The following is an 18096-nucleotide window of genomic DNA, read 5'->3' as shown; positions in this document are numbered from 1 at the left end:
CTTGGAAAAAACTTTGACGACGTAGGCAACTATGGGGCTACTGGACAAGCTCAAACAGTTACTGGGCGACGGCCCGCAAGGGGACGGCATCGACATCACGGCACCGGTTAGCGGTGAGCTGGTGGATATCGAAGCAGTACCCGATGTGGTCTTTGCCGATAAGATCGTCGGCGATGGCATCGCCATCAAACCCAGCTCCCATCAAGTGGTGGCGCCGGTTAACGGCACCATCGGCAAGATCTTCGAGACCAACCATGCCTTTTCCATCGAGTCGGAAGACGGGGTGGAGATCTTTGTCCATATCGGCATCGACACCGTCGAGCTCAAAGGCGAAGGTTTTGTGCGGGTAGCCCAGGAAGGCCAGCAGGTGAAACGAGGCGATCCGGTGCTGGAGTGCGACCTTGCCTTCTTGCAAGAACACGCCCGCTCGACCCTGACCCCGGTGGTGGTGTCCAACATGGACGACTTTCGCCATATCCGCAAAAAGGCCGGCAAGGTCAAAGGCGGCGAAGACGTTATCCTGACCCTCTACCGCTGAAAAAAGCCCCGCCAGGGGCTTTTTTTCTGCCTGTACCGATACGCTGGCCCAGCTGTTACCATGGGGCAAAAGTCACATCGGACCCCAACCACAGATGACCACCCTCTACGGCATAAAAAACTGCGACACCATCAAAAAAGCCCGCAAATGGCTCGATGACAACAGCATCGCCTACCAGTTTCATGACTACCGCGTTGACGGCCTGCGCAAGGACCAGCTCAAAGACTGGGCCAAGGCATTGGGCTGGGAAGCCATGCTCAACAAACGCGGCACCACTTTTCGCCAGCTGCCCGAGGCAGATAAAGAAGGGCTGACCGAAGACAAGGCCCTGGAGCTGATGCTAAGCCACCCGGCCCTTATCAAAAGGCCGCTGCTGGCCGCCAACGGCAGCCTGGAACTGGGCTTTAAGGCCGACAGCTACGCCAAACTGTTCGAGGTGGCGCCATGAGCGACGTACTGCAACTGGCCGCCGACCTTATCAGCCGCCCCTCGGTCACCCCCGAAGACGAAGGCTGCCAGCAGCTGATGGGTGAGCGCCTAGCCGCCGTGGGCTTTAACCTTGAGTCCATGGTCTTTGAAGACACCACCAACCTCTGGGCCCGCCGCGGCAGCGACGGCCCGCTGTTTTGTTTTGCCGGCCATACCGACGTGGTGCCCACCGGCCCTCTTGAGCAGTGGCATACCCCGCCTTTTGAGCCCACGGTGATGGACGGCTACCTGCACGGCCGGGGCGCCGCCGACATGAAAGGCAGCCTGGCGGCCATGGTGGTGGCCACCGAACGGTTCGTGAAAAAGCACCCCAACCACAAGGGCTCTATCGCCTACCTCATCACTTCTGACGAAGAAGGCCCCTTTATCAACGGCACGGTGCGGGTGATTGACACCCTCGAAGCCCGCAACGAGAAAATCACCTGGTGCATCGTCGGCGAGCCGTCTTCCACCAAGACGGTAGGGGACGTGGTGAAAAACGGTCGCCGTGGCAGCCTGTCGGGCTACCTCACCGTTAAAGGGGTGCAAGGCCATGTGGCCTACCCGCATCTGGCTAAAAACCCGGTGCACCTGGCGGCCCCGGCTTTGGCGGAGCTTGCCGGTATCGAGTGGGACAAGGGCAACGAATTCTTCCCCCCCACCAGTTTTCAGATTTCCAACCTCCAAAGCGGCACCGGCGCCGAGAACGTGGTGCCCGGCGAGCTGGAGGCAAAATTCAACTTCCGTTTTTCCACCGAGTCCAGCAGCGACAGCCTCAAGGCCCGGGTCACCGGCATCCTCGACGCCCATGGCCTGGATTACGACCTCACCTGGAAGCTCAACGGCGCCCCCTTCCTGACCGACACCGGCCCGCTCCTTGGCGCCGTGCAGTTGGCCATCGAATCGGTCACCGGCCACCCCACCCGCCTGGAGACTTCCGGCGGCACCTCGGACGGCCGCTTTATCGCCCCGACCGGCGCACAGGTGGTTGAGTTGGGTCCTGTTAATGCCACCATCCATAAGGTGAACGAGTGCACCAACGTGGAAGAACTGGACAAACTGGCCCTGATTTATGAAAACCTTCTCGAGCGACTCCTGGCCTGATCTGGTCCTGACCGGGCGCTACGTCGGCCACCTTGAAGACTTGGGTGGCCAGCGGTTGTCAGCCTCGGCGGCCAAGGCCTTTGACGCCCTTAAAGCCGCCGCCGCCAAGGACGGCTTCATGCTGAGCATTGCCTCAAGCTACCGGGACTTTGAGCGCCAGGAACAAATCTTTTCCGGCAAATGGCGGGGCGTGCGCCCCGTCCATGACGACAGCGGCGTGCCCCTGGATGTTAGCGCCATGGACGCCGGGCAAAAGCTGGACGCCATCTTGCGCTTCTCGGCCCTGCCCGGCGCCAGCCGCCATCACTGGGGCACCGACCTTGATGTCTACTGCGCCAAAGCCCTTGGCAGCGACACCTTGGGGCTCACTCCCCAAGAATACGGGCCGGGCGGCGCCCAACATGCCCTGGCCCTGTGGCTGGCAGAGCATGCTCGCGACGCCGATTTTTTCCTGCCCTACGATATTGACCGTGGCGGCGTGGCGGCCGAGCCCTGGCATTTGAGCTTTGCGCCCCAAGCCGGGCCGCTGCTATCAAGGCTTAGCGCCGATAAGGTGGCCGACGCCCTGAGCTATGGCCGGGTTGCCGGGTATGAAGACATCGTGCCGCGCCTCGATGCGCTGATGGCGCGCTTCGTTACCAACGTGGCCAAGCCATGATCGGCTGGTGGATAGCCCTTATCGTGCTGCTGGTGATTGTCGGTAACCTGGCGCTGCTGTGGCCAAGAAAGCCCCCTGGCAATGACAAAAAAGACCCACCTTGAGCGGGTCTTTTTTCAGGCGCTGCGCCGCTCGGTATTGGGGTTGGTACCGAAGTAGCGTTTGTAGTCGCGGCTGAACTGGTTGACGCTCTTGTAACCCACGGCGCTTGCCGTCTGGCCAACGTTTAACAGGTCCTGGGTGAGCAGCATCTGCGCTTTAAGCAGGCGCAGCTTTTTCAGGTACTGGAGCGGCGAGCACTGGGCCACATCCTTAAAGTGCTGGTGAAAGCTCGACTGGCTCATGTTGGCAAGGCGCGCCAGCTGCTCCACCGACATCTCCTCGTCCAGGTTATCGCACATCTGCGCCAACACCTGGGCAATGCGGGCATAGTGGCCCTGGCCCTGCACCAAGGCCCTAAGCGCCGGGCCTTGAGCGCCTTTGAGCGCCTCATACACCAACTCGCGCACCCTACTTTGCCCAAGCACCCGGGCGTCCTGCGGCGAATGCAAACATTGCACCAGCCGCTCGGCGGCGGCCAGCATGGCCGGGGTCATGGGTACCGAGGCCAACGGGCTTGGGTCGCCTTCGGTCACCGCCATAGGCCCGGTTTCGTTCACCAGCTCGGCCAGCAGCGCCGGGGTAATGCGTACCGACAATCCCAGCAGCGGCGCCTCGCTGCTGGCAAAAGTCTCACACTCAAAGGGCAGCGGCAGGGTTTTAACCAGGTATTGGCCGGGGTTGTAGTGAATTTCCTTATCCCCCAGGTAACCTATCTTGCGGCCCTGGGCGATGATCACCAGACACGGCGGACTGTAGATGAGCGGCGAGCGGGGAATGGCTCGCCGGCACTGCATGATGGTGACATCCTCCAGTACCGTCTTGGAGGATCGGTCAGATTGCAGCAAGGGCGTAATAAGCGGTATAAGGGAGGCCGCCATAGCTGGGTTCCTTGATACGTGGCAAGATTGGGCCCCGCCATTATGCCTTTGATACCGCCAGCCATTAAGGGCAGGTTTCGCCTTTTGGAGAAATTGGCAAAAAACTCGCAGGAATGAGAATGGCCCAAGCGGCCTGGCGCCAGCAAAATAGCACCGTCACTTCCCTTCCTCCGCTTAAAAGGAATCCTTGTTTATGGCACAAGCTAAAGGTTACGCGGCCCAGTCCGCCACCGCATCCCTGGCGCCTTTCAACTTTGAGCGTCGCGCCCTTCGCGCCGACGACGTGGCCATCGAGATTGATTACTGCGGCGTTTGCCACTCCGACATCCATACCGCCGAGAACGACTGGGGCGGCTCCCGTTACCCGGTAGTGCCGGGCCATGAAATAATCGGCCATGTAACTGCTGTTGGCAGTGGCGTCAGCCGCTTTAAAGTGGGCGATATTGTCGGCGTTGGCTGCATGGTGGACTCGTGCAAGCATTGCCAAGCCTGCAACGATGGCCTGGAGCAGTACTGCCTGAACGGTTTTGTCGGCACCTATAACGGCGTAGACAAAGTCGACGGCACCATCACCCTGGGCGGCTACTCCGACAGCATCGTGGTACACGAGCGTTTTGTGCTGACCATCCCCGAAGCGCTGGACCCTTCCGCCGCCGCGCCTATCCTGTGCGCCGGTATCACCACCTACTCCCCGCTGAAACACTTTGGCGTTAAAGCCGGTGACAAAGTCGGGGTGCTGGGCATGGGCGGCCTGGGCCACATGGGCGTGAAATTTGCCAAGGCCATGGGCGCTGAGGTGACCATCTTCACCCGCTCCGAGAGCAAAGTGGCCGAAGCCAAGAAACAAGGCGCTGACCATGTGGTGATCAGCACTGACCCCGAGCAGATGGCTGCCGTTGCCGGTACCTTCAATTACCTGCTGGACACCATTCCGGTGCAGCACGATCTGAACCCCTACCTTGGCTGCCTCAAGTATGACGGGGTGCATATCCTGGTCGGCCTTATCGAGCCCATGGAGCCTGCCATCCATGCTGCCAACCTGGTGATGAAACGCCGGGTAATAGCCGGCTCTCTTATCGGGGGCATTCCCGAAACCCAGGAAGTGCTGGATTTCTGCGCCGAGCACGGCATCAGCTGCGATGTGGAAATGCTGGCCATGCAGGATATTAACGAAGCCTACCAGCGCATGAAAAAAGGCGACGTGAAATACCGGTTTGTTATCGATATGGCGAGCCTGAAAAAAGCCTCCTGAAAATAAAAAAGCCCGCTTAGCGGGCTTTTTTATTCCCACCATCGCTAGACCAGTTTTAATATTCTCGCCACCGCAAAAAAGACAGCTGTCATTTACAACAGGGCAATTGCCGTTTTCGTACTGGAATCATCATTTTCAGGTAATGATGATATTTATGTTTCACCAATAAATATCCCACCATCAGTCCAGAAGCGTCGAAAAAACATCATTGCCGCCCTCCTCCCGCGCCAAGCCTTACCTGGCAAAGCCAAGGCTGTTACCTGTTACTCCCGGCTTTGCCGCAACACCACCGTTTTTTAATTCTCACCACAACCGACATTCCCATTCTTTTTGCTGCGGGGAATCGTTTCCCCCTTATCTCATTTTCCCCACCCCGTAATTTAAAACCCAAGTTCGGTGGCAGCGGTAACACATCGGCATTCAGGACGGCAATTTAATCAAGGATGCAAGACGATGAATTTTGACGACGCATTAATCGAAGAATACATCGACTATTTCCCGGAATCGTTGCAGGAGCTGATACGGCTGATTGGGTTCTCCCAGACCCGCCAGCTGTTATCCCACTACGGCGGGGCCAAGCGCTATATCCCCAAGCGCGGCGCCCCAAAAGGCCGGCGCTGGGACGCCATCAGCGACGAAGCCTTTAGCAAGCTGTGTGCCCTCTACTGCGGCGAGACCCTGGAGCTGCCCAAGCTCGACAGCCTGTTACGCATTCAGCGCGACCTGAACATTGTCGAGCAAAGCCGCAGCGGCGCATCCCGGGCCGAACTGGTGGCGCAATTTGGGTTGACCAACCGCCAGATAGGCAACATTCGCCGCCGCTACCGCCAGGGCTGCCACAGCCCTTCCCATTGAGGTGCGCCATGACCCGCCTTCGCCTGTTCAATTACTGCGACCATCACCGGCCACCGGTGGTGGTGCTAAGCGAAGACTTTGACGGCGGTGCCATGACGCCGCTGCCGTGGAAGGTGGTAAAGCGCCTGCCGCACTGGGGCTATCACCCTTTTGAATTCAGCGCCGAGCCAAGGCTCTGCTTGAGCGACGGTGACGGTAACTTCAACCCGGGCCGTGAGCTTGGCCTGGGGGAAAAGCTCACCCTTAGCGGCCGGCGCCAGTGGCAAAAATCGCCCGCTAACTGCGGCGAGATAGCGGTACATAACTGCAGCGACACCGGCTTTGGCGCCTGGCTCTACCGGGCCAGCCAAGCCTCTGGCTACCGGGCCCTTGGGCCGCGCCAGCAATTGCTGCTAAGGCCCCAAAGCCGCCTTTGTTTAACCACTGCCCTTAGCTGGCGCCCCTGGGACTTTCCCGACCCCGGCGCCCAGCCCACGTACTTTTCACTTACCGGCATCGCCTCGGCCGACATTTTGTTGGTTGGCGGCGGCGCTGGCAGAGACTCAGGGCCTTTTCGCTTCCACCTGGAAAACATCATCCGATGCTGACAGGGGCGAGAAATGCCGGAGCCAAGGCCGGTAAATGTTGCCGGCTTCATTCACCGCAAGGAGCAAGACATGGATATCAAACTGCGTTTCGTTAACCACAGCAATGACGCCAACAATTCCGAGTTCGTTGTCTTCCAGAAGAACGTGTCCAGCGATTTTGATGAGCTGAACGTGGCCTGGAAGGTCATTAAGAACTGCGGCCAGGGCGATTACCACCCCTTCGCCTTTCCCATGACCATGAGCGTGGGCGCCAGCGACAGCGACGGTAACTACATGCCGGAGATCGTCGCCGAGAACGGCCAGATGTACAGCGTGCAGCAAACCACCTCCGGCCACCGCCTGCAGTTCACCGGCCCTGGCACCTCCAGCAAGGAAGTGCAGCTGCGTAACGACCTCACCAAAGGGGCCATCAACTGCAACATCATGAAAGCCGGGCGCTTGCTGGCCACCAAAACCGGTGTCGCCCCTGGCCAAAAAGCGGTGTTCCAGTTCAAACCCACCATCTGGATCGGTGCGGCATCGCAGATCGTTGAAGGGGAAGTGATGAACTCGGCCATCATCTCCGACATCAACACCGAGATCTCCTTGCTGGGCATTGCCAGCGCCGATCTGGTGGTGACTGGCGGCGGCCCGGGCGCCAACTCCACCCCCTTTGTTTTCAGCCTTGAAAACGTGGTCATGGCCTGACGGAGCGGCCGCGAAAGCGGCCCTCTTTTTTCAAGGAGAGCAGCATGACCCGCACCCTTGGCATCTGGACCAGCGCCGACGGCCAGTTGATGCTGCGCATCGATTGGCAGCAAGACGCGGCCAACCTCAGTGTGTTTGCCATCGCCGCCCGCAGCGGCCATGAAAGCCCGGCATTCTACCTGCCGCTAAATGGCCTGCCCTGCCCGGTGCACTGCCAGCTCAAACCCGACATCGAACTCAAAGGCACCCTCTGGTTCAAGGCCCTGTCCGGCAACCTCGGCAAGGGTTGCGTTTGGGCCGATATCTACTCCACCAATGCGCCAACCCGCCTGCACCCCAGGCGTTTTGAAGGGGCGCTGCTGGAATGCTTTCTTGGCGAGGTGCCAGAGCCGGTTGAACCGGCCGAGCCGCCTTTGCCGCCGTATCTACCGGATGAATCCTATCAAGGGCCTGAAGAGGCGTCAGCCGAGGTGCTACCGCCGGGCCAAAACCTCTTTCCCTATGTGTACCTTCGCCACTGGCCAGCCCTGGATAGCGCCGCCTTGGCCAAAGATTTTATCGCCATGCCAAGCGCTCTTATCAGCCAAAGCCCTTTTATCGGCGAGCTGGCAAGGTGTAAAAGCCAGGGCCAGCGCGCCGCCATGGCTCGCCTGGCTGAGCGCTATTTACAAACAGACCAAAGCGCCAGCCCACCCACAGCCCCGTTGCAACTGGCCTGGGAGCGCTATCTGGCGCTGCTGTTAGTGCCCGGCTTTGCCGCCCAAACCCTGGCGCCATTGACCCTAGAGCTAACGGAAGGCCGCCCCAAGGCGCCGATATTGCTGCCAGCGGCGCTTTTCCCTTTGCCGCAACAGACGGCTTCGCCCCCCAACGCCCCAGGGCAGCTGGCGCCCTACGCCATTGGCGAGCTGCAGATGCTGCGCCAGCGCCTGATTGGCTACGAGCTTGGCGACATCGCCCGGGTGCAAAGCCTGATGCCGGGCGAGCGCCAGCACCTGGCGCAAAGCCAGGGCGACAGCCAGCTGCGCTTTGCCCACAGCCAGCAGCAAAGCCACAGCGAAACCCAAAACAGCGCCGATGAAGACTGGCTCAACAGCCAGCTGCACCAGCAGCGCACCGTGATGGAAAAGCTCTGCACCGACGATTACCAGAATCTCAACACCCATTACGGCCCGCCCACCGAGGCCACCCTGAGCGGCACCGTCAGCCACAAAACCCAGGCCGGCGATAACCCCGCCAGCAAGGACAGAACCCAGCTGGCCCGCCACCTTCTGGATAAAAGCCAGAGCCTGCTGGCCAATAGCCAACAGCAGCAAAGTGGCCAGCAGCAGCTCAGTCAGCACCAGCGTCTGGCAAAAAGCCGCTTTGACAACAGCGCCTCAAATGAGCCGCGCATCGGCGTCTACCGCTGGTTAAACCGCCGCTTCGAGGCCTTTGTGGTGCATTACGGCAATCGGTTGATGTTCGAGTGCCTGCTGCCTAAGCCGGCTGCGGCCTATATCCGCCAGCAGCGCCGCCTGTGCGGCCAGGAGCTGGCCGAGCCCAAACCCTTGGCAAGCCTTGGCATCAGCGATTGGAGCGGGCTTGATAGCCAACTCGCCCGCACCCTGGCGGTGCGTTATCAGGCGCTGGATATCGCTCCTTGCCCCGCACCCCGGGTGCAAAGCCTGAGCCTTAGGGCCGGCGAGCAGCGGGCTCTTGCCATACCCCCTAGCTATCAGGTCAGTGCGGTCGCCCTGAATACCCTGGGCGGTGAGGGGCGGCTGCTGGCAGGGGACCAGCAGCTAAGTGGCCAGCAGCAACTCAAGGGCACCACCCTTTTTGGCGAAGAGCAGAGCCTGGCGATCTGCGCCGAGGCAACAGGCACCGACTTTTTAGCGGCGGTGAAGGTCAGCTGCGAGCCAAGCGCCACCTTGCTTGAGCAGTGGCAGCAAGATTGTTACCAGCGGTTGCAGGCGGCCTACCAGCGCCAGGCCGAGCGTTACTACCGCCAGCAGGCCCCAGCCATGGACGCCCAGCCAAGAGAAAGCCTTCGCCAAGTGGAGCGACACTACCTTAAGGCCGGTGCCAAGCAGCTGCTGCTGGCCCGCCAACAGCAAGACGCCCCGGCCTGGCTGAGCCGGCCAAGGCTGGAGCAGTTTTTTGACGATGCCATCGAGTGGCAGGAGATGAGTTACCGCTTTTTCAGCGAAGACGACACCGAGCTGCCCTGCCTTGACAGCCAGGCCGACCCTCTTTTTAGCGCCTTTTTGCAGGCAGCCAGCGCCAGGCTACTGCTGCCGGTGCGTCCCGACCGGGAAAAAGCGCTGCTTTATTACCTGCAAAGCGGCGCGCCTTGGCCCCTCGATAACAGCCTGTGCCCGGTGCATATCGCCGACGCCCCCTTGGTGCACCAGCTGCAAGCTCTGCCTGCCAATGCGGCGCAGCGCCTGGTGGGTGAGCCCTGGACCGAGCTGGTGCCCACTCACCAGCAGGTACTGGACACCAGCACCGCCCTGCCCTGGCAGGTACGCCATGATTAGCCCCTGGCCAGTTATGGCCGCCGGTATCCCCGTCGGAGCGGTGATCGCCTTTGCCGGCCCTTTGGGCCGCGACAGCGCCCTGCCCCGCCATGGCCTTGCCAGCACCGAGCCCTGGGGCTGGCTGCTGTGCGATGGCCGGCAATTGGCCTGCCAGGACTACCCCGAACTTTTTGCCATGCTCGGCTACCACTACGGGGGCAGCGGCGCCCAATTTGCCCTGCCCGACTACCGTGGCCTTTTCTTGCGCGGGGTAGATGGGGGCAGCGGCAACGACCCCGACCTCTCCCACCGCCAAGCGCCGGGAGACGGCGCCGCCAGCGAAGTAGGCTCGCGCCAGGGCGATGCGGTGATCAACCACAACCACAGCTACACCAAGCCCGAGGGTGAAACTAGCGCTGGCCCGGTAGGCGGCACCGCGGTTGCCTCCATGCTGCCTGGCCAATGCACCGATGCCCTCAAAAGCGCCAGCTGCGGCGAGCTCGCCCAGCAATCTGATTTTGAAACCCGGCCCTGCAACGTCAGCGTTTACTACCTCATTAAATTCACCAGCGCCGGGGCTGGTGGCCAACCACGACAAGGAGTTCACCATGGCCTATGACAAGGTGCAGTTCATTACCTACAACCTGGACACCAGCGCGGCGCCAGCCGCCCTTGGCGAGGCGCGCCAGGATATCGATGCTCGCCTGGCGCTGCTAAGCCGGGCCTTAAACCAAGCTGCCACCAACACCGGCTCACCGCCCGATGAAAGCCTCAAGGTCTTGGTGACGCCCCAGCAGTTCCTGGGCTGCTATAGCCTTGCCGACGCCGCCTACGCTCTTCATGGCGTGCAGCAGTTGCTGGCCGCCCCTTGCTGGCAGCACTGGGCTTTGGTCATCAGTTTGCAGGCCCAAAGCGAGAGTGCCGCGCCGATGACCCTGTGCCTGGTGCAATTGGGCGCGGCGGTGGCGACCGGGCAGGAGCAAATCGCCCAATATCTCTCCGCCTGGCAAGGCGGCATGGACCTAACCGCTGGCCAGCGGCTTGGCCAGGGCTACTTGCTGGCCAAATGCGCCGGTAAAGGTTTGAACCCGGCCACCGGCGCCACCTTTAACCTGGCAGAGATCCAATGGGGGGTTGAGCTTGCCGATGACGGCGGCAAACGCCGCGCCCCGCTCCCCCCCGCCCTGCCCGGGCAACCTGGGGTGCAGCTGCAAGTGGCGCTCTCCTGCGGCCTTGATTTTCGCCCCCAGCCCCTGGCGGTACTGGAGGGGGGCCTGGTTTGCCACTGCGACGGCGCCGGTTTTGGCAGCGGCCTTTGGCGCCTTGAAAACGGCGCTGCCAGCGCCCTCACCGGCCAAGCGCCAGAGCCGGTGAGCGACGCGCCCTTGGAGCTCGGCTCGCCGCTAGCAATGCTACCGGTCAGCAGCCTTTACCCCAAAGGGGCCGGTAAATTGCTGGCTTTTAAGCCCCAGCCGCTGCCCCCGGCCGCCTCAGCACCGGGTCAGGTGCAGACCTTTAGCTGGCCAGTGGCGGAGCAGGCCAAGCTCGATTTAACGCTCTTTTACGACCAGGACGGCCAGTTCCTCTGTGCCCAGTGCCAGGCGGCCCTACCCGGGGTTAACCTGCCAGAGCGCCCCTATCGATTGCCCCTTAACCTTTGTACCCGCGACAGCCAAGGCCAGCCGGTGGTCCTTAAGCTGCGCCAACTGTCCTGCAACGGCCTCCAGGACTTGGCCATCAACGGCTTCTTGAGCCTGCCGCACTTTACATTCAGCGGTATCGCCATGGTCTTTTGCAGCACGCTTCGCGGCGACGCCCCGGCGCCCATCACCGCCTGGAAGGAGAGCAGCTTTGCCTGAGCTGGTTATCGGTATTTATTGCCGGGGCCAGGACGCGGCCCTGGCAGCAAGTTTGCAGGCCCTTTGGGCGGGCACCGACGCCGACTTTACGCCGCTCTTGCTGCTAGATGGCCCCCAGCCGCCGCTGCCAAGCGCATGGGAGGCATTGGCGCGCCTTTCCAGCCTTGAGGTGTTGGGCCAGGGCGCTTTTATCAACGCCATGAAGACGGCCCTGCCGGCCAAGGTGTACGGGTTCATCGAGGCCGGCGTAGAGGTGGCGCCGGGCTGCATTGACGCGCTATTGGCGGCGCTTTGGGCCGCCCCTGCCAATGGCCTTGCCGGGCCCAGCAGCAACCGTGGCTGGAACGAGCAGGCCCAGTTGCTGGACCAGCGCCTTAGTCTTGCCGAGCAGGCCCACAGCCTGGCCGGGGAAGGCCAGGCCAGCCAATACCTCAAACCCCTTTACAGCCTGGGGGGCTTTTGCCTGCTGATAAAAGCCGAGGTGCTGACTCACCTTGGCGGCGTGGACGAAGCCTACGGCGCCGCGCCGGGTTGGGAGATGGACACCAACATCCGCGCCGCGCGCCTCGGCTGGCAAGGGCTGTGGGTAAAAGAAGCGCTGGCCACAAGGGCGGCCAGCAGCGATACCGACGCCGCCCTTTTGACCGGGAAGCGCCGTTACCAAAAGCGCTTTTGCGGCCAGTGGAACATGGAGGAAGAGCGCCTTAGCTGCGCCCATTGCCTGGGGGATAACTGCCCGCACTTTGCCCACCAGCCGCTGCCGGGGCCAACCCTTAACACCTCAGCGCCCGCTTTTTTAGCCGCCAAGGCCATGGCGGCGCCGCTGGTGACTTGCGTCATGCCCACCAAGGGCCGTCCAGCGTGGCTGGCGCAATCGGTGCGCTATTTTCTGGCCCAGGATTATCCCAACAAGGAACTGGTGATTGTCTTTGACCAACCCGCGGATCTGGGCGCCCTTGCCTGCCACCCGTCGGTGCGGCTGGTGGCTAGCAAGGATGACACCAGCATCGGCGCCAAACGCCAGCTTGGTAACCAACATGCCAGGGGCGATTTTATCGTGCAGTGGGACGACGATGACTGGTACAGCTCGCGCCGCCTAAGCCGCCAGCTGTGGCCGCTGCGCCTGGGCCTTGCCGATGTGACGGCCCTTACCCAAACCGGCTTTTTTGATGTGAACGCCGGCCAATGCTGGCAAGTTACGCCTTACCTTTATCGCCAGCTTTTTCACGGCGCCGTGGCCGGCGGCACCCTGGCCTATTGGCGCCGCCTCTGGCAGCAGGCGCCGGGTTATCCCCCCGCCTCCCTTGGCGAAGACGCGCGGTTTTTAAAGCACCTTGAGCAGCGCGGCGCCCGGCTTTTAGCCATCGGTGCCGGTGAGGATTTTCTCTACCTGCGCCACGGCCTTAATAGCTGGCGCTTCGCTCCCGGTTACCTTGATGCCAAGGCTTGGTCCCTTCGCCCCCTGCCCCGGCGTTTTGCCGCCGACAAGGCCTTTTACAAAGCAATGAAGCAAAGGCCGCTGCTGTCTTGCATCATGCCCACCGCCAACAGAGCAGGCTTTGCCAAAGAGGCCATCAACGCCTTTTTGGCCCAGGACTACCCCCACAAGGAGCTGGTGATCGTGGACGATGGCCATGACGACATCCGCCACCTTGTGCCGGCGCACCCGGCCATTCGCTATCACCGGATAGCGCCAGGGCTGAGCCTTGGCGCCAAGCGTAACCGCTGCTGCGAGCTGGCCTCGGGGCATATTATTGCCCATTGGGATGACGACGATTGGCGGGCGCCGGATTGGCTGAGCCGCCAGGTGGCGCTTTTAGAAAAAAGCGGCGCCGACCTGTGCGGCCTGGCGGCGCTGTATTTTGCCGAGCCCGCCACCGGCCGCTGCTGGCAATACCGCTATGACGGCGAGCCGCCCTGGGCGGCGGGGGGCACCTTGTGTTACTGGCGCCGCTATTGGCTGGCCCACCCCTTTAGCGACCGGCAAATCGGCGAGGACAATGCCTTTGTCTGGGAGCCGGGCTGCAAACTGGCGTTAAGCGATTATGCGTTTGGCTATATCGCCACCGTCCATGGCGCCAACACCAGCCCCAAGGCAACCGATGGCGCTCGCTGGCACCCTTGCACCGAGGCGCAGCGCCGCCAGCTTTGGGCGCTGATGGGGGATCAGGAAGCGGGGGCCGCCGACAAGGCGACAGCGGAGATGGCCGGGAAGTTGTCGTCGCACGAATGGAGCGAATAAAAGCTCAGCTCCTGCACCGAGGCGCCCTGGGGCACCTGAAAGGTGCGCTCAAAACGAAGGCCGCTGGAGGCAGGATCCACCACCTCGCGACACACCCAGTACACCGGTTGGCCGGCGCGGCTCAGCTCGCCGGATTTGATAAAGTGATTGACCGGCGGCTCGCCGTACAGGCCATTTTGGTAAGTGGACACAAAACTGGGCCCGTTAAGCTCACCCTTGGGGTAGCGAAGGCCAATGCTGGCCACGGCGTGGCCCTTGGCGTCCACAAAATGCAGGCCTTGGCGCTGCCACTCAACCGGCACTTGCAGGCTGACAGGCCCTACCTTTACCGGCTTACTGCCGGGGCCAGCCACCGCCTGGCTGACCATAAACGCCAGCACCAAGGATAAAATGCGCATTCGCTGTCCTTAATTTCATCATTCTTCCTTGATACCGCCTTTTGCGCGTTAATCCAAATTTTTCTGCCAGAACAGCGCCTTACCCATTTGCGGGTCCAGCTCGTAACCGGCGAACCCGGCCTTGATATAGGCCTGGCGGGCCACCCGATTGCCTTCCAGTACCTCAAGGGTCAACTTGCAGCAGCCTCGGGCGCGGGCCCGCTCCTCCAGCGCCGCCATCAGCGCTTGGCTAAGACCCCGGCCGCGATAGGCCGGCAGCACCGCCATGTCATGCACATTAAGAAGGGGTTTGCCCTTGAAGGTGGAAAAGCCTTCAAAGGCATTTAAAAGCGCCGCCGGCTGGCCGTCCACATAGGCCAATAAAGTCAAGGCATCGGTACGCGCCGCAAGGGTTGCTGGCAAGGCGGCCAACACCTCATCGGCGATGGCTTCGCCGCCGCCCATGGGATCTTGGGCGTAGGCATTGAGCAAAAACACCAAGTCGGCGCCATGACGGCTATTGCGGTAGTCGGCTTCGATTATCTCAACAGACATAACAACTCCTCTAAAAGAAAGGGCCGTTAGCTCAGCACAGCCCGTCCAGGGACTCAAGAGTCCAACCGCCATCCCCTGGAAACATCGGCGTACAAATTTGTAACACCCGTACACAAGGGCAGGTCTAGACTGCTGTTTTTACAACCACAAAAAACAGGGAGTACCGATGCCAATCACCCTATCGCGCCGCCAGCCCTGGTTGGGCCTGTTGGCTGGCCTACTGGCCATGCCGGCCCTGGCTGACACCCGGCTGTTAAAGGAGCCGGATATTGCCGGTAACCGCATTGCCTTCGTTTACGCGGGCAATATCTGGGTTGCTGCCAGCGACGGCAGCAAACCAAGGCAGCTGACCACCGGTAGTGATGCCAATAGCCGCCCGCAATTTTCACCTGACGGCAAAACCCTGGCCTTTAGCGCCACCCATAACGGCAATACCGATGTCTACCTGATGCCAAGTAGCGGCGGCCTGCCCACCCGGCTGACCTACCACCCCGGCCGCGACTATGTAGAAGGCTGGACGCCAGACGGCAGCAAGGTGCTCTTTGCCAGCGACCGCGATATCGGCAACAACAGAGCTAACCAACTGTTTAGTATCGCCAAAAGCGGCGGCACCCCGGTCAAATGGATGCAAGCGAGGGCCGAAGATGCGGCGCTCTCACCGGACGGCGCCAAGCTCGCCTACCGGCCCATTATCATGGCCAACCGTGGTGCCAGCGGCTGGCGCCAGCACCGCGGTGGCGACACTCCGCCCATCTGGATAATGGACACCAAAAGCGGCGATTTCACCGAAGTACCCCACCCCCATGCCAGCGATTTTCAGCCCATGTGGGCCGGCAGCGACCTGTATTTTCTCTCTGACCGTGGCCAAAGCGTCGGCCTTTATGGCTACAACGCGGCGCGGGGCGTTTGGCCGGTGGTAAGCCAGCAGCCTTGGGATATCCAAAGCGCCAACAGCGACGGCAAGCGCATTATTTATGACGCCGGCGGCCAGCTGCACCTTTGGGATATCGCCACCGGCAAAGACCAAACCTTAAGCCTTGAGCTGCGCCCCTACCTCCCCGAACGCCAGCCAGCCTGGAAATCGGTGCAGGGCAATATCGAGACCGCCGCGCTCTCCCCCACCGGCAAGCGGGTAGTGGTGACTGCCAGGGGCGAGATTTTTACCGTGCCTCTTGAGCATGGCGCCATTCGCAATATCTCCAATACCGACGGTGCGCGGGAGATGACCGGCGTTTGGTCGGCCAAGGGCGACAAGCTGGCCTTTTTGTCCGACCAATCCGGCCAGTACCAACTGGTGGTGACCGATCAGCAAGGTGGCAACAGTAAAAGCTGGGCTTTGTCTGACACCGCCACCAATTACTTTCACCTGGTGGGCTTTGCCGACGAGGACCGCAAAATCCTCTTTCGCGACAGCCACCTGCATTTGAAGGTGATTGACCTTGGCTCGGGCAAAATAGCCACCATTGCCACCGACCCCATTCGCACCACCTTTTTAAACGGTGGCGACAGCGAAGCACTGTCACCGGACGGCGCCTGGCTGGCCTATTCCCAGGTGGGCCCAAGCTTCAACCGCCTGTTGTACCTGTACAGCTTTGCCAGCGGCAAAAGCACCCAACTGACCCGCGGCATGAGCGATGCTGCCAGCCCCACCTTCTCGCCAGACGGCAAATACCTGTACTTCATGGCGTCCACCAACAGCGGCACCAGCGCGGCCGGTATCGACATGTCTACCCAGGAGCGCCCCTATCGCGCCGCCTTGTATGCCCTGGTGCTGCAAAAGGACGGCAGCTCGCCGCTGCTGCCCAAATCCGATGAGGAAAAAGCCGCCAGCAAGGAAAAAGACAGCGACAAGGGCGATAAAAAGCCGGTGGTGAAAATCGACCTGGACGGCATCAGCGACCGCTTGGTGGCATTGCCAGTGCCTGAGCGGGCCTATTCTGAGCTTGCCGTGGCAGATGATGGCGCACTCTTTTATTTAGACAGCCCCCAACCTGGCGCCAGCGTTGACCCTGACGCCAGCGACGCTCCAAGCCGCATCATGCGCTTTGATGTGGAGAAAAAAGAAGCCAGCCAAGTGGCCGACAAGGTGGCCTCCTTTAGCCTCAGTCGTGATGGCAAATTGATGCTGATAACCGGCCCCCACAACGCGTTATCTACCGCCAAAGCCAGCGACAAACCCGAGCCCAAGGCGCTGGATTTGGCCAACCTCAGGCTGCGCATCGACCCGGCTAAGGAATGGCTGCAAATCTTCACCGATGCCTGGCGCATGGAGCAGGACTACTTCTACGCCGCCAACATGCACGGCCTTGACTGGCAAGGGGTGTTCAAGCGCTACCGGCCGCTGGTGGACAGCGTCGGTACCCGCAGCGACCTCACCGCCCTTATCGTCAGCATGATAGGTGAGTTGCAAGTGGGCCATAACCGCGCCTACGGCGGCGACAGCCCGGCTTCATCGCCGGTCAAAGTGGGTTTGCTGGGCGCCGATATCGCCCTTGAAAACGGCCACTACCGCATTCAAAAAATTTACAGCGGCGGCAAGTGGAACCCCTACCTTGAAGCGCCCCTGGCGGTGCCCGGGGTGAAGGTCCATCAAGGGGATTACATTCTGGCGGTTAACGGCCAGCCGCTGGCCGCCACCGACAACTTTTTTGCGCCCTTTGAGAACACCGCCGGCCAGCAGGTAAGCCTGACCCTTGCAAGCCGCAGCGATGGCAAAAACAGCTGGCAACAAACCGTGGTGCCCACCGCCAGTGAGCGCGAGTTGCGGCTTTGGGACTGGATAGACGGCAACCGCCGCTACGTGGATAAGGTGAGCGGCGGCAAGGTGGGCTATGTGTACCTGCCCAACACCGCCGAAGCCGGCTTTACCTTCTTTAACCGCATGTTCTTTGCCCAGTTGGATAAAGAAGGGGTGGTAATCGACGAGCGCTCCAACGGCGGTGGCCAGATAGCCAACTACATTACCGACGTATTGTCGCGCCGCTACCTGGCCGGTTTTCGTGACCGGGACGGCAAGGTGTGGGGCTCCCCTGCTGGCGCCCTGGACGGCCCCAAGGTGATGCTGATTGACCAAGACGCCGGCTCCGGCGGCGACTTCCTGCCCTACGCCTTTCGCCACCTGGGCATCGGCAAGCTGATTGGTACCCGCACCTGGGGCGGGCTGATTGGTATTGCCCATAACCCGCCGCTGGTGGATGGCGGCACGCTGACCGTGCCCTTTATCCGCATCTTTGATGCCAACGGCAAATGGCTGGCCGAAAACGTCGGCATTGTGCCGGACATCGAGGTTAAGCTGCTGCCAAAGGCCGTTAACCAGGGTCAGGACGCCCAGCTTGACCGGGCCATCAGCGAAGTAATGGACGAGCTGAAAACCTTCAAGCCGGTGCGCTTTAAAACCGCTCCGCCCATCCCCGACCAACTGGGCCAATAAGGC

16 protein-coding genes are annotated in these 18096 nt (G+C 61.3%); 13 read left to right on the top strand and 3 right to left on the bottom strand.

Annotation, left to right across the window (positions count from 1 at the left end):
• The first annotated feature begins 31 nt into the window (after nt 1-31).
• From crr to AC22G1_RS07485, 4 genes are all read left to right on the top strand, one after another.
• On the top strand, nt 32-538 hold the full coding sequence (crr, locus tag AC22G1_RS07500) for a PTS glucose transporter subunit IIA (RefSeq protein WP_487316204.1): 507 nt from the start codon (nt 32-34) through the stop codon (nt 536-538).
• A 94-nt stretch (nt 539-632) separates the two neighbouring features.
• Nucleotides 633-986, top strand: coding sequence for an ArsC family reductase (locus AC22G1_RS07495; RefSeq protein WP_487316203.1), 354 nt, complete (start codon nt 633-635; stop codon nt 984-986).
• Nucleotides 983-2110 (top strand): succinyl-diaminopimelate desuccinylase, encoded by a 1128-nt coding sequence (gene dapE, locus AC22G1_RS07490; RefSeq protein ID WP_487316202.1) that lies wholly within the window; start codon nt 983-985, stop codon nt 2108-2110. Before AC22G1_RS07495 ends, dapE begins: the two co-directional genes overlap by 4 nt.
• On the top strand, nt 2079-2768 hold the full coding sequence (locus AC22G1_RS07485) for a M15 family metallopeptidase (RefSeq protein ID WP_487316201.1): 690 nt from the start codon (nt 2079-2081) through the stop codon (nt 2766-2768). The genes dapE and AC22G1_RS07485 overlap by 32 nt, the downstream gene beginning before the upstream one ends.
• Before the next feature lie 116 nt (nt 2769-2884).
• On the opposite strand, the gene AC22G1_RS07480 is transcribed toward AC22G1_RS07485, so the two are convergent.
• Nucleotides 2885-3748: an AraC family transcriptional regulator gene (locus AC22G1_RS07480; protein WP_487316200.1), complete on the bottom strand. Its 864-nt coding sequence runs from the start codon at nt 3746-3748 to the stop codon at nt 2885-2887.
• Nucleotides 3749-3941: 193 nt separating this feature from the next.
• Between AC22G1_RS07480 and AC22G1_RS07475 the strand changes: the two genes are divergently transcribed.
• From AC22G1_RS07475 to AC22G1_RS07440, 8 genes are all read left to right on the top strand, one after another.
• Entirely contained in the window at nt 3942-5000 is a 1059-nt protein-coding gene (locus tag AC22G1_RS07475) for an NAD(P)-dependent alcohol dehydrogenase (RefSeq protein ID WP_487316199.1), read from the top strand.
• A 453-nt stretch (nt 5001-5453) separates the two neighbouring features.
• Entirely contained in the window at nt 5454-5855 is a 402-nt protein-coding gene (locus tag AC22G1_RS07470; protein WP_487316198.1) for a Mor transcription activator family protein, read from the top strand.
• A gap of 8 nt (nt 5856-5863) precedes the next feature.
• Entirely contained in the window at nt 5864-6442 is a 579-nt protein-coding gene (locus AC22G1_RS07465; protein WP_487316197.1) for a hypothetical protein, read from the top strand.
• A gap of 69 nt (nt 6443-6511) precedes the next feature.
• On the top strand, nt 6512-7129 hold the full coding sequence (locus AC22G1_RS07460; RefSeq protein ID WP_050658728.1) for a hypothetical protein: 618 nt from the start codon (nt 6512-6514) through the stop codon (nt 7127-7129).
• A 44-nt stretch (nt 7130-7173) separates the two neighbouring features.
• Nucleotides 7174-9651, top strand: a complete 2478-nt coding sequence (locus AC22G1_RS07455; protein WP_487316196.1) for a hypothetical protein — start codon at nt 7174-7176, stop codon at nt 9649-9651.
• Nucleotides 9644-10249 (top strand): tail fiber protein, encoded by a 606-nt coding sequence (locus tag AC22G1_RS07450; protein ID WP_487316195.1) that lies wholly within the window; start codon nt 9644-9646, stop codon nt 10247-10249. The genes AC22G1_RS07455 and AC22G1_RS07450 overlap by 8 nt, the downstream gene beginning before the upstream one ends.
• Nucleotides 10239-11489 (top strand): hypothetical protein, encoded by a 1251-nt coding sequence (locus tag AC22G1_RS07445; RefSeq protein ID WP_487316194.1) that lies wholly within the window; start codon nt 10239-10241, stop codon nt 11487-11489. The genes AC22G1_RS07450 and AC22G1_RS07445 overlap by 11 nt, the downstream gene beginning before the upstream one ends.
• The gene (locus tag AC22G1_RS07440) at nt 11482-13731 is read left to right on the top strand and encodes a glycosyltransferase (RefSeq protein WP_487316193.1); all 2250 of its coding nucleotides are present in this window, start codon (nt 11482-11484) and stop codon (nt 13729-13731) included. The genes AC22G1_RS07445 and AC22G1_RS07440 overlap by 8 nt, the downstream gene beginning before the upstream one ends.
• Here AC22G1_RS07440 and AC22G1_RS07435 read toward each other — a convergent pair.
• Both AC22G1_RS07435 and AC22G1_RS07430 read right to left on the bottom strand, forming a co-directional pair.
• Nucleotides 13656-14129: a hypothetical protein gene (locus tag AC22G1_RS07435; protein WP_487316192.1), complete on the bottom strand. Its 474-nt coding sequence runs from the start codon at nt 14127-14129 to the stop codon at nt 13656-13658. The two genes, AC22G1_RS07440 and AC22G1_RS07435, sit on opposite strands and share 76 nt — an antisense overlap.
• Nucleotides 14130-14177: 48 nt before the next feature.
• Nucleotides 14178-14663: a GNAT family N-acetyltransferase gene (locus AC22G1_RS07430; protein ID WP_487316191.1), complete on the bottom strand. Its 486-nt coding sequence runs from the start codon at nt 14661-14663 to the stop codon at nt 14178-14180.
• Nucleotides 14664-14829: 166 nt separating this feature from the next.
• On the opposite strand from AC22G1_RS07430, the gene AC22G1_RS07425 reads away from it, so the two are divergent.
• Nucleotides 14830-18093 carry a S41 family peptidase gene (locus tag AC22G1_RS07425; protein ID WP_487316190.1) on the top strand — a complete coding sequence of 1088 codons (3264 nt, stop codon included), beginning with the start codon at nt 14830-14832 and terminating at the stop codon, nt 18091-18093.
• The last annotated feature ends 3 nt before the right edge of the window (nt 18094-18096 follow it).

The organism is Gallaecimonas zhanjiangensis (assembly GCF_057624825.1).
Note: the sequence above shows the minus strand (reverse complement) of the source record. Positions and strands in the feature narration are given on the sequence as shown.

What these genes read in the sequence shown, in the direction of transcription:
- crr (WP_487316204.1), top strand. Translation starts at nt 32, where the DNA reads ATGGGGCTACTGGACAAGCTCAAACAGTTACTGGGCGACGGCCCGCAA.
- AC22G1_RS07495 (WP_487316203.1), top strand. Translation starts at nt 633, where the DNA reads ATGACCACCCTCTACGGCATAAAAAACTGCGACACCATCAAAAAAGCC.
- dapE (WP_487316202.1), top strand. Translation starts at nt 983, where the DNA reads ATGAGCGACGTACTGCAACTGGCCGCCGACCTTATCAGCCGCCCCTCG.
- AC22G1_RS07485 (WP_487316201.1), top strand. Translation starts at nt 2,079, where the DNA reads ATGAAAACCTTCTCGAGCGACTCCTGGCCTGATCTGGTCCTGACCGGG.
- AC22G1_RS07480 (WP_487316200.1), bottom strand. Translation starts at nt 3,748, where the DNA reads ATGGCGGCCTCCCTTATACCGCTTATTACGCCCTTGCTGCAATCTGAC.
- AC22G1_RS07475 (WP_487316199.1), top strand. Translation starts at nt 3,942, where the DNA reads ATGGCACAAGCTAAAGGTTACGCGGCCCAGTCCGCCACCGCATCCCTG.
- AC22G1_RS07470 (WP_487316198.1), top strand. Translation starts at nt 5,454, where the DNA reads ATGAATTTTGACGACGCATTAATCGAAGAATACATCGACTATTTCCCG.
- AC22G1_RS07465 (WP_487316197.1), top strand. Translation starts at nt 5,864, where the DNA reads ATGACCCGCCTTCGCCTGTTCAATTACTGCGACCATCACCGGCCACCG.
- AC22G1_RS07460 (WP_050658728.1), top strand. Translation starts at nt 6,512, where the DNA reads ATGGATATCAAACTGCGTTTCGTTAACCACAGCAATGACGCCAACAAT.
- AC22G1_RS07455 (WP_487316196.1), top strand. Translation starts at nt 7,174, where the DNA reads ATGACCCGCACCCTTGGCATCTGGACCAGCGCCGACGGCCAGTTGATG.
- AC22G1_RS07450 (WP_487316195.1), top strand. Translation starts at nt 9,644, where the DNA reads ATGATTAGCCCCTGGCCAGTTATGGCCGCCGGTATCCCCGTCGGAGCG.
- AC22G1_RS07445 (WP_487316194.1), top strand. Translation starts at nt 10,239, where the DNA reads ATGGCCTATGACAAGGTGCAGTTCATTACCTACAACCTGGACACCAGC.
- AC22G1_RS07435 (WP_487316192.1), bottom strand. Translation starts at nt 14,129, where the DNA reads ATGCGCATTTTATCCTTGGTGCTGGCGTTTATGGTCAGCCAGGCGGTG.
- AC22G1_RS07430 (WP_487316191.1), bottom strand. Translation starts at nt 14,663, where the DNA reads ATGTCTGTTGAGATAATCGAAGCCGACTACCGCAATAGCCGTCATGGC.
- AC22G1_RS07425 (WP_487316190.1), top strand. Translation starts at nt 14,830, where the DNA reads ATGCCAATCACCCTATCGCGCCGCCAGCCCTGGTTGGGCCTGTTGGCT.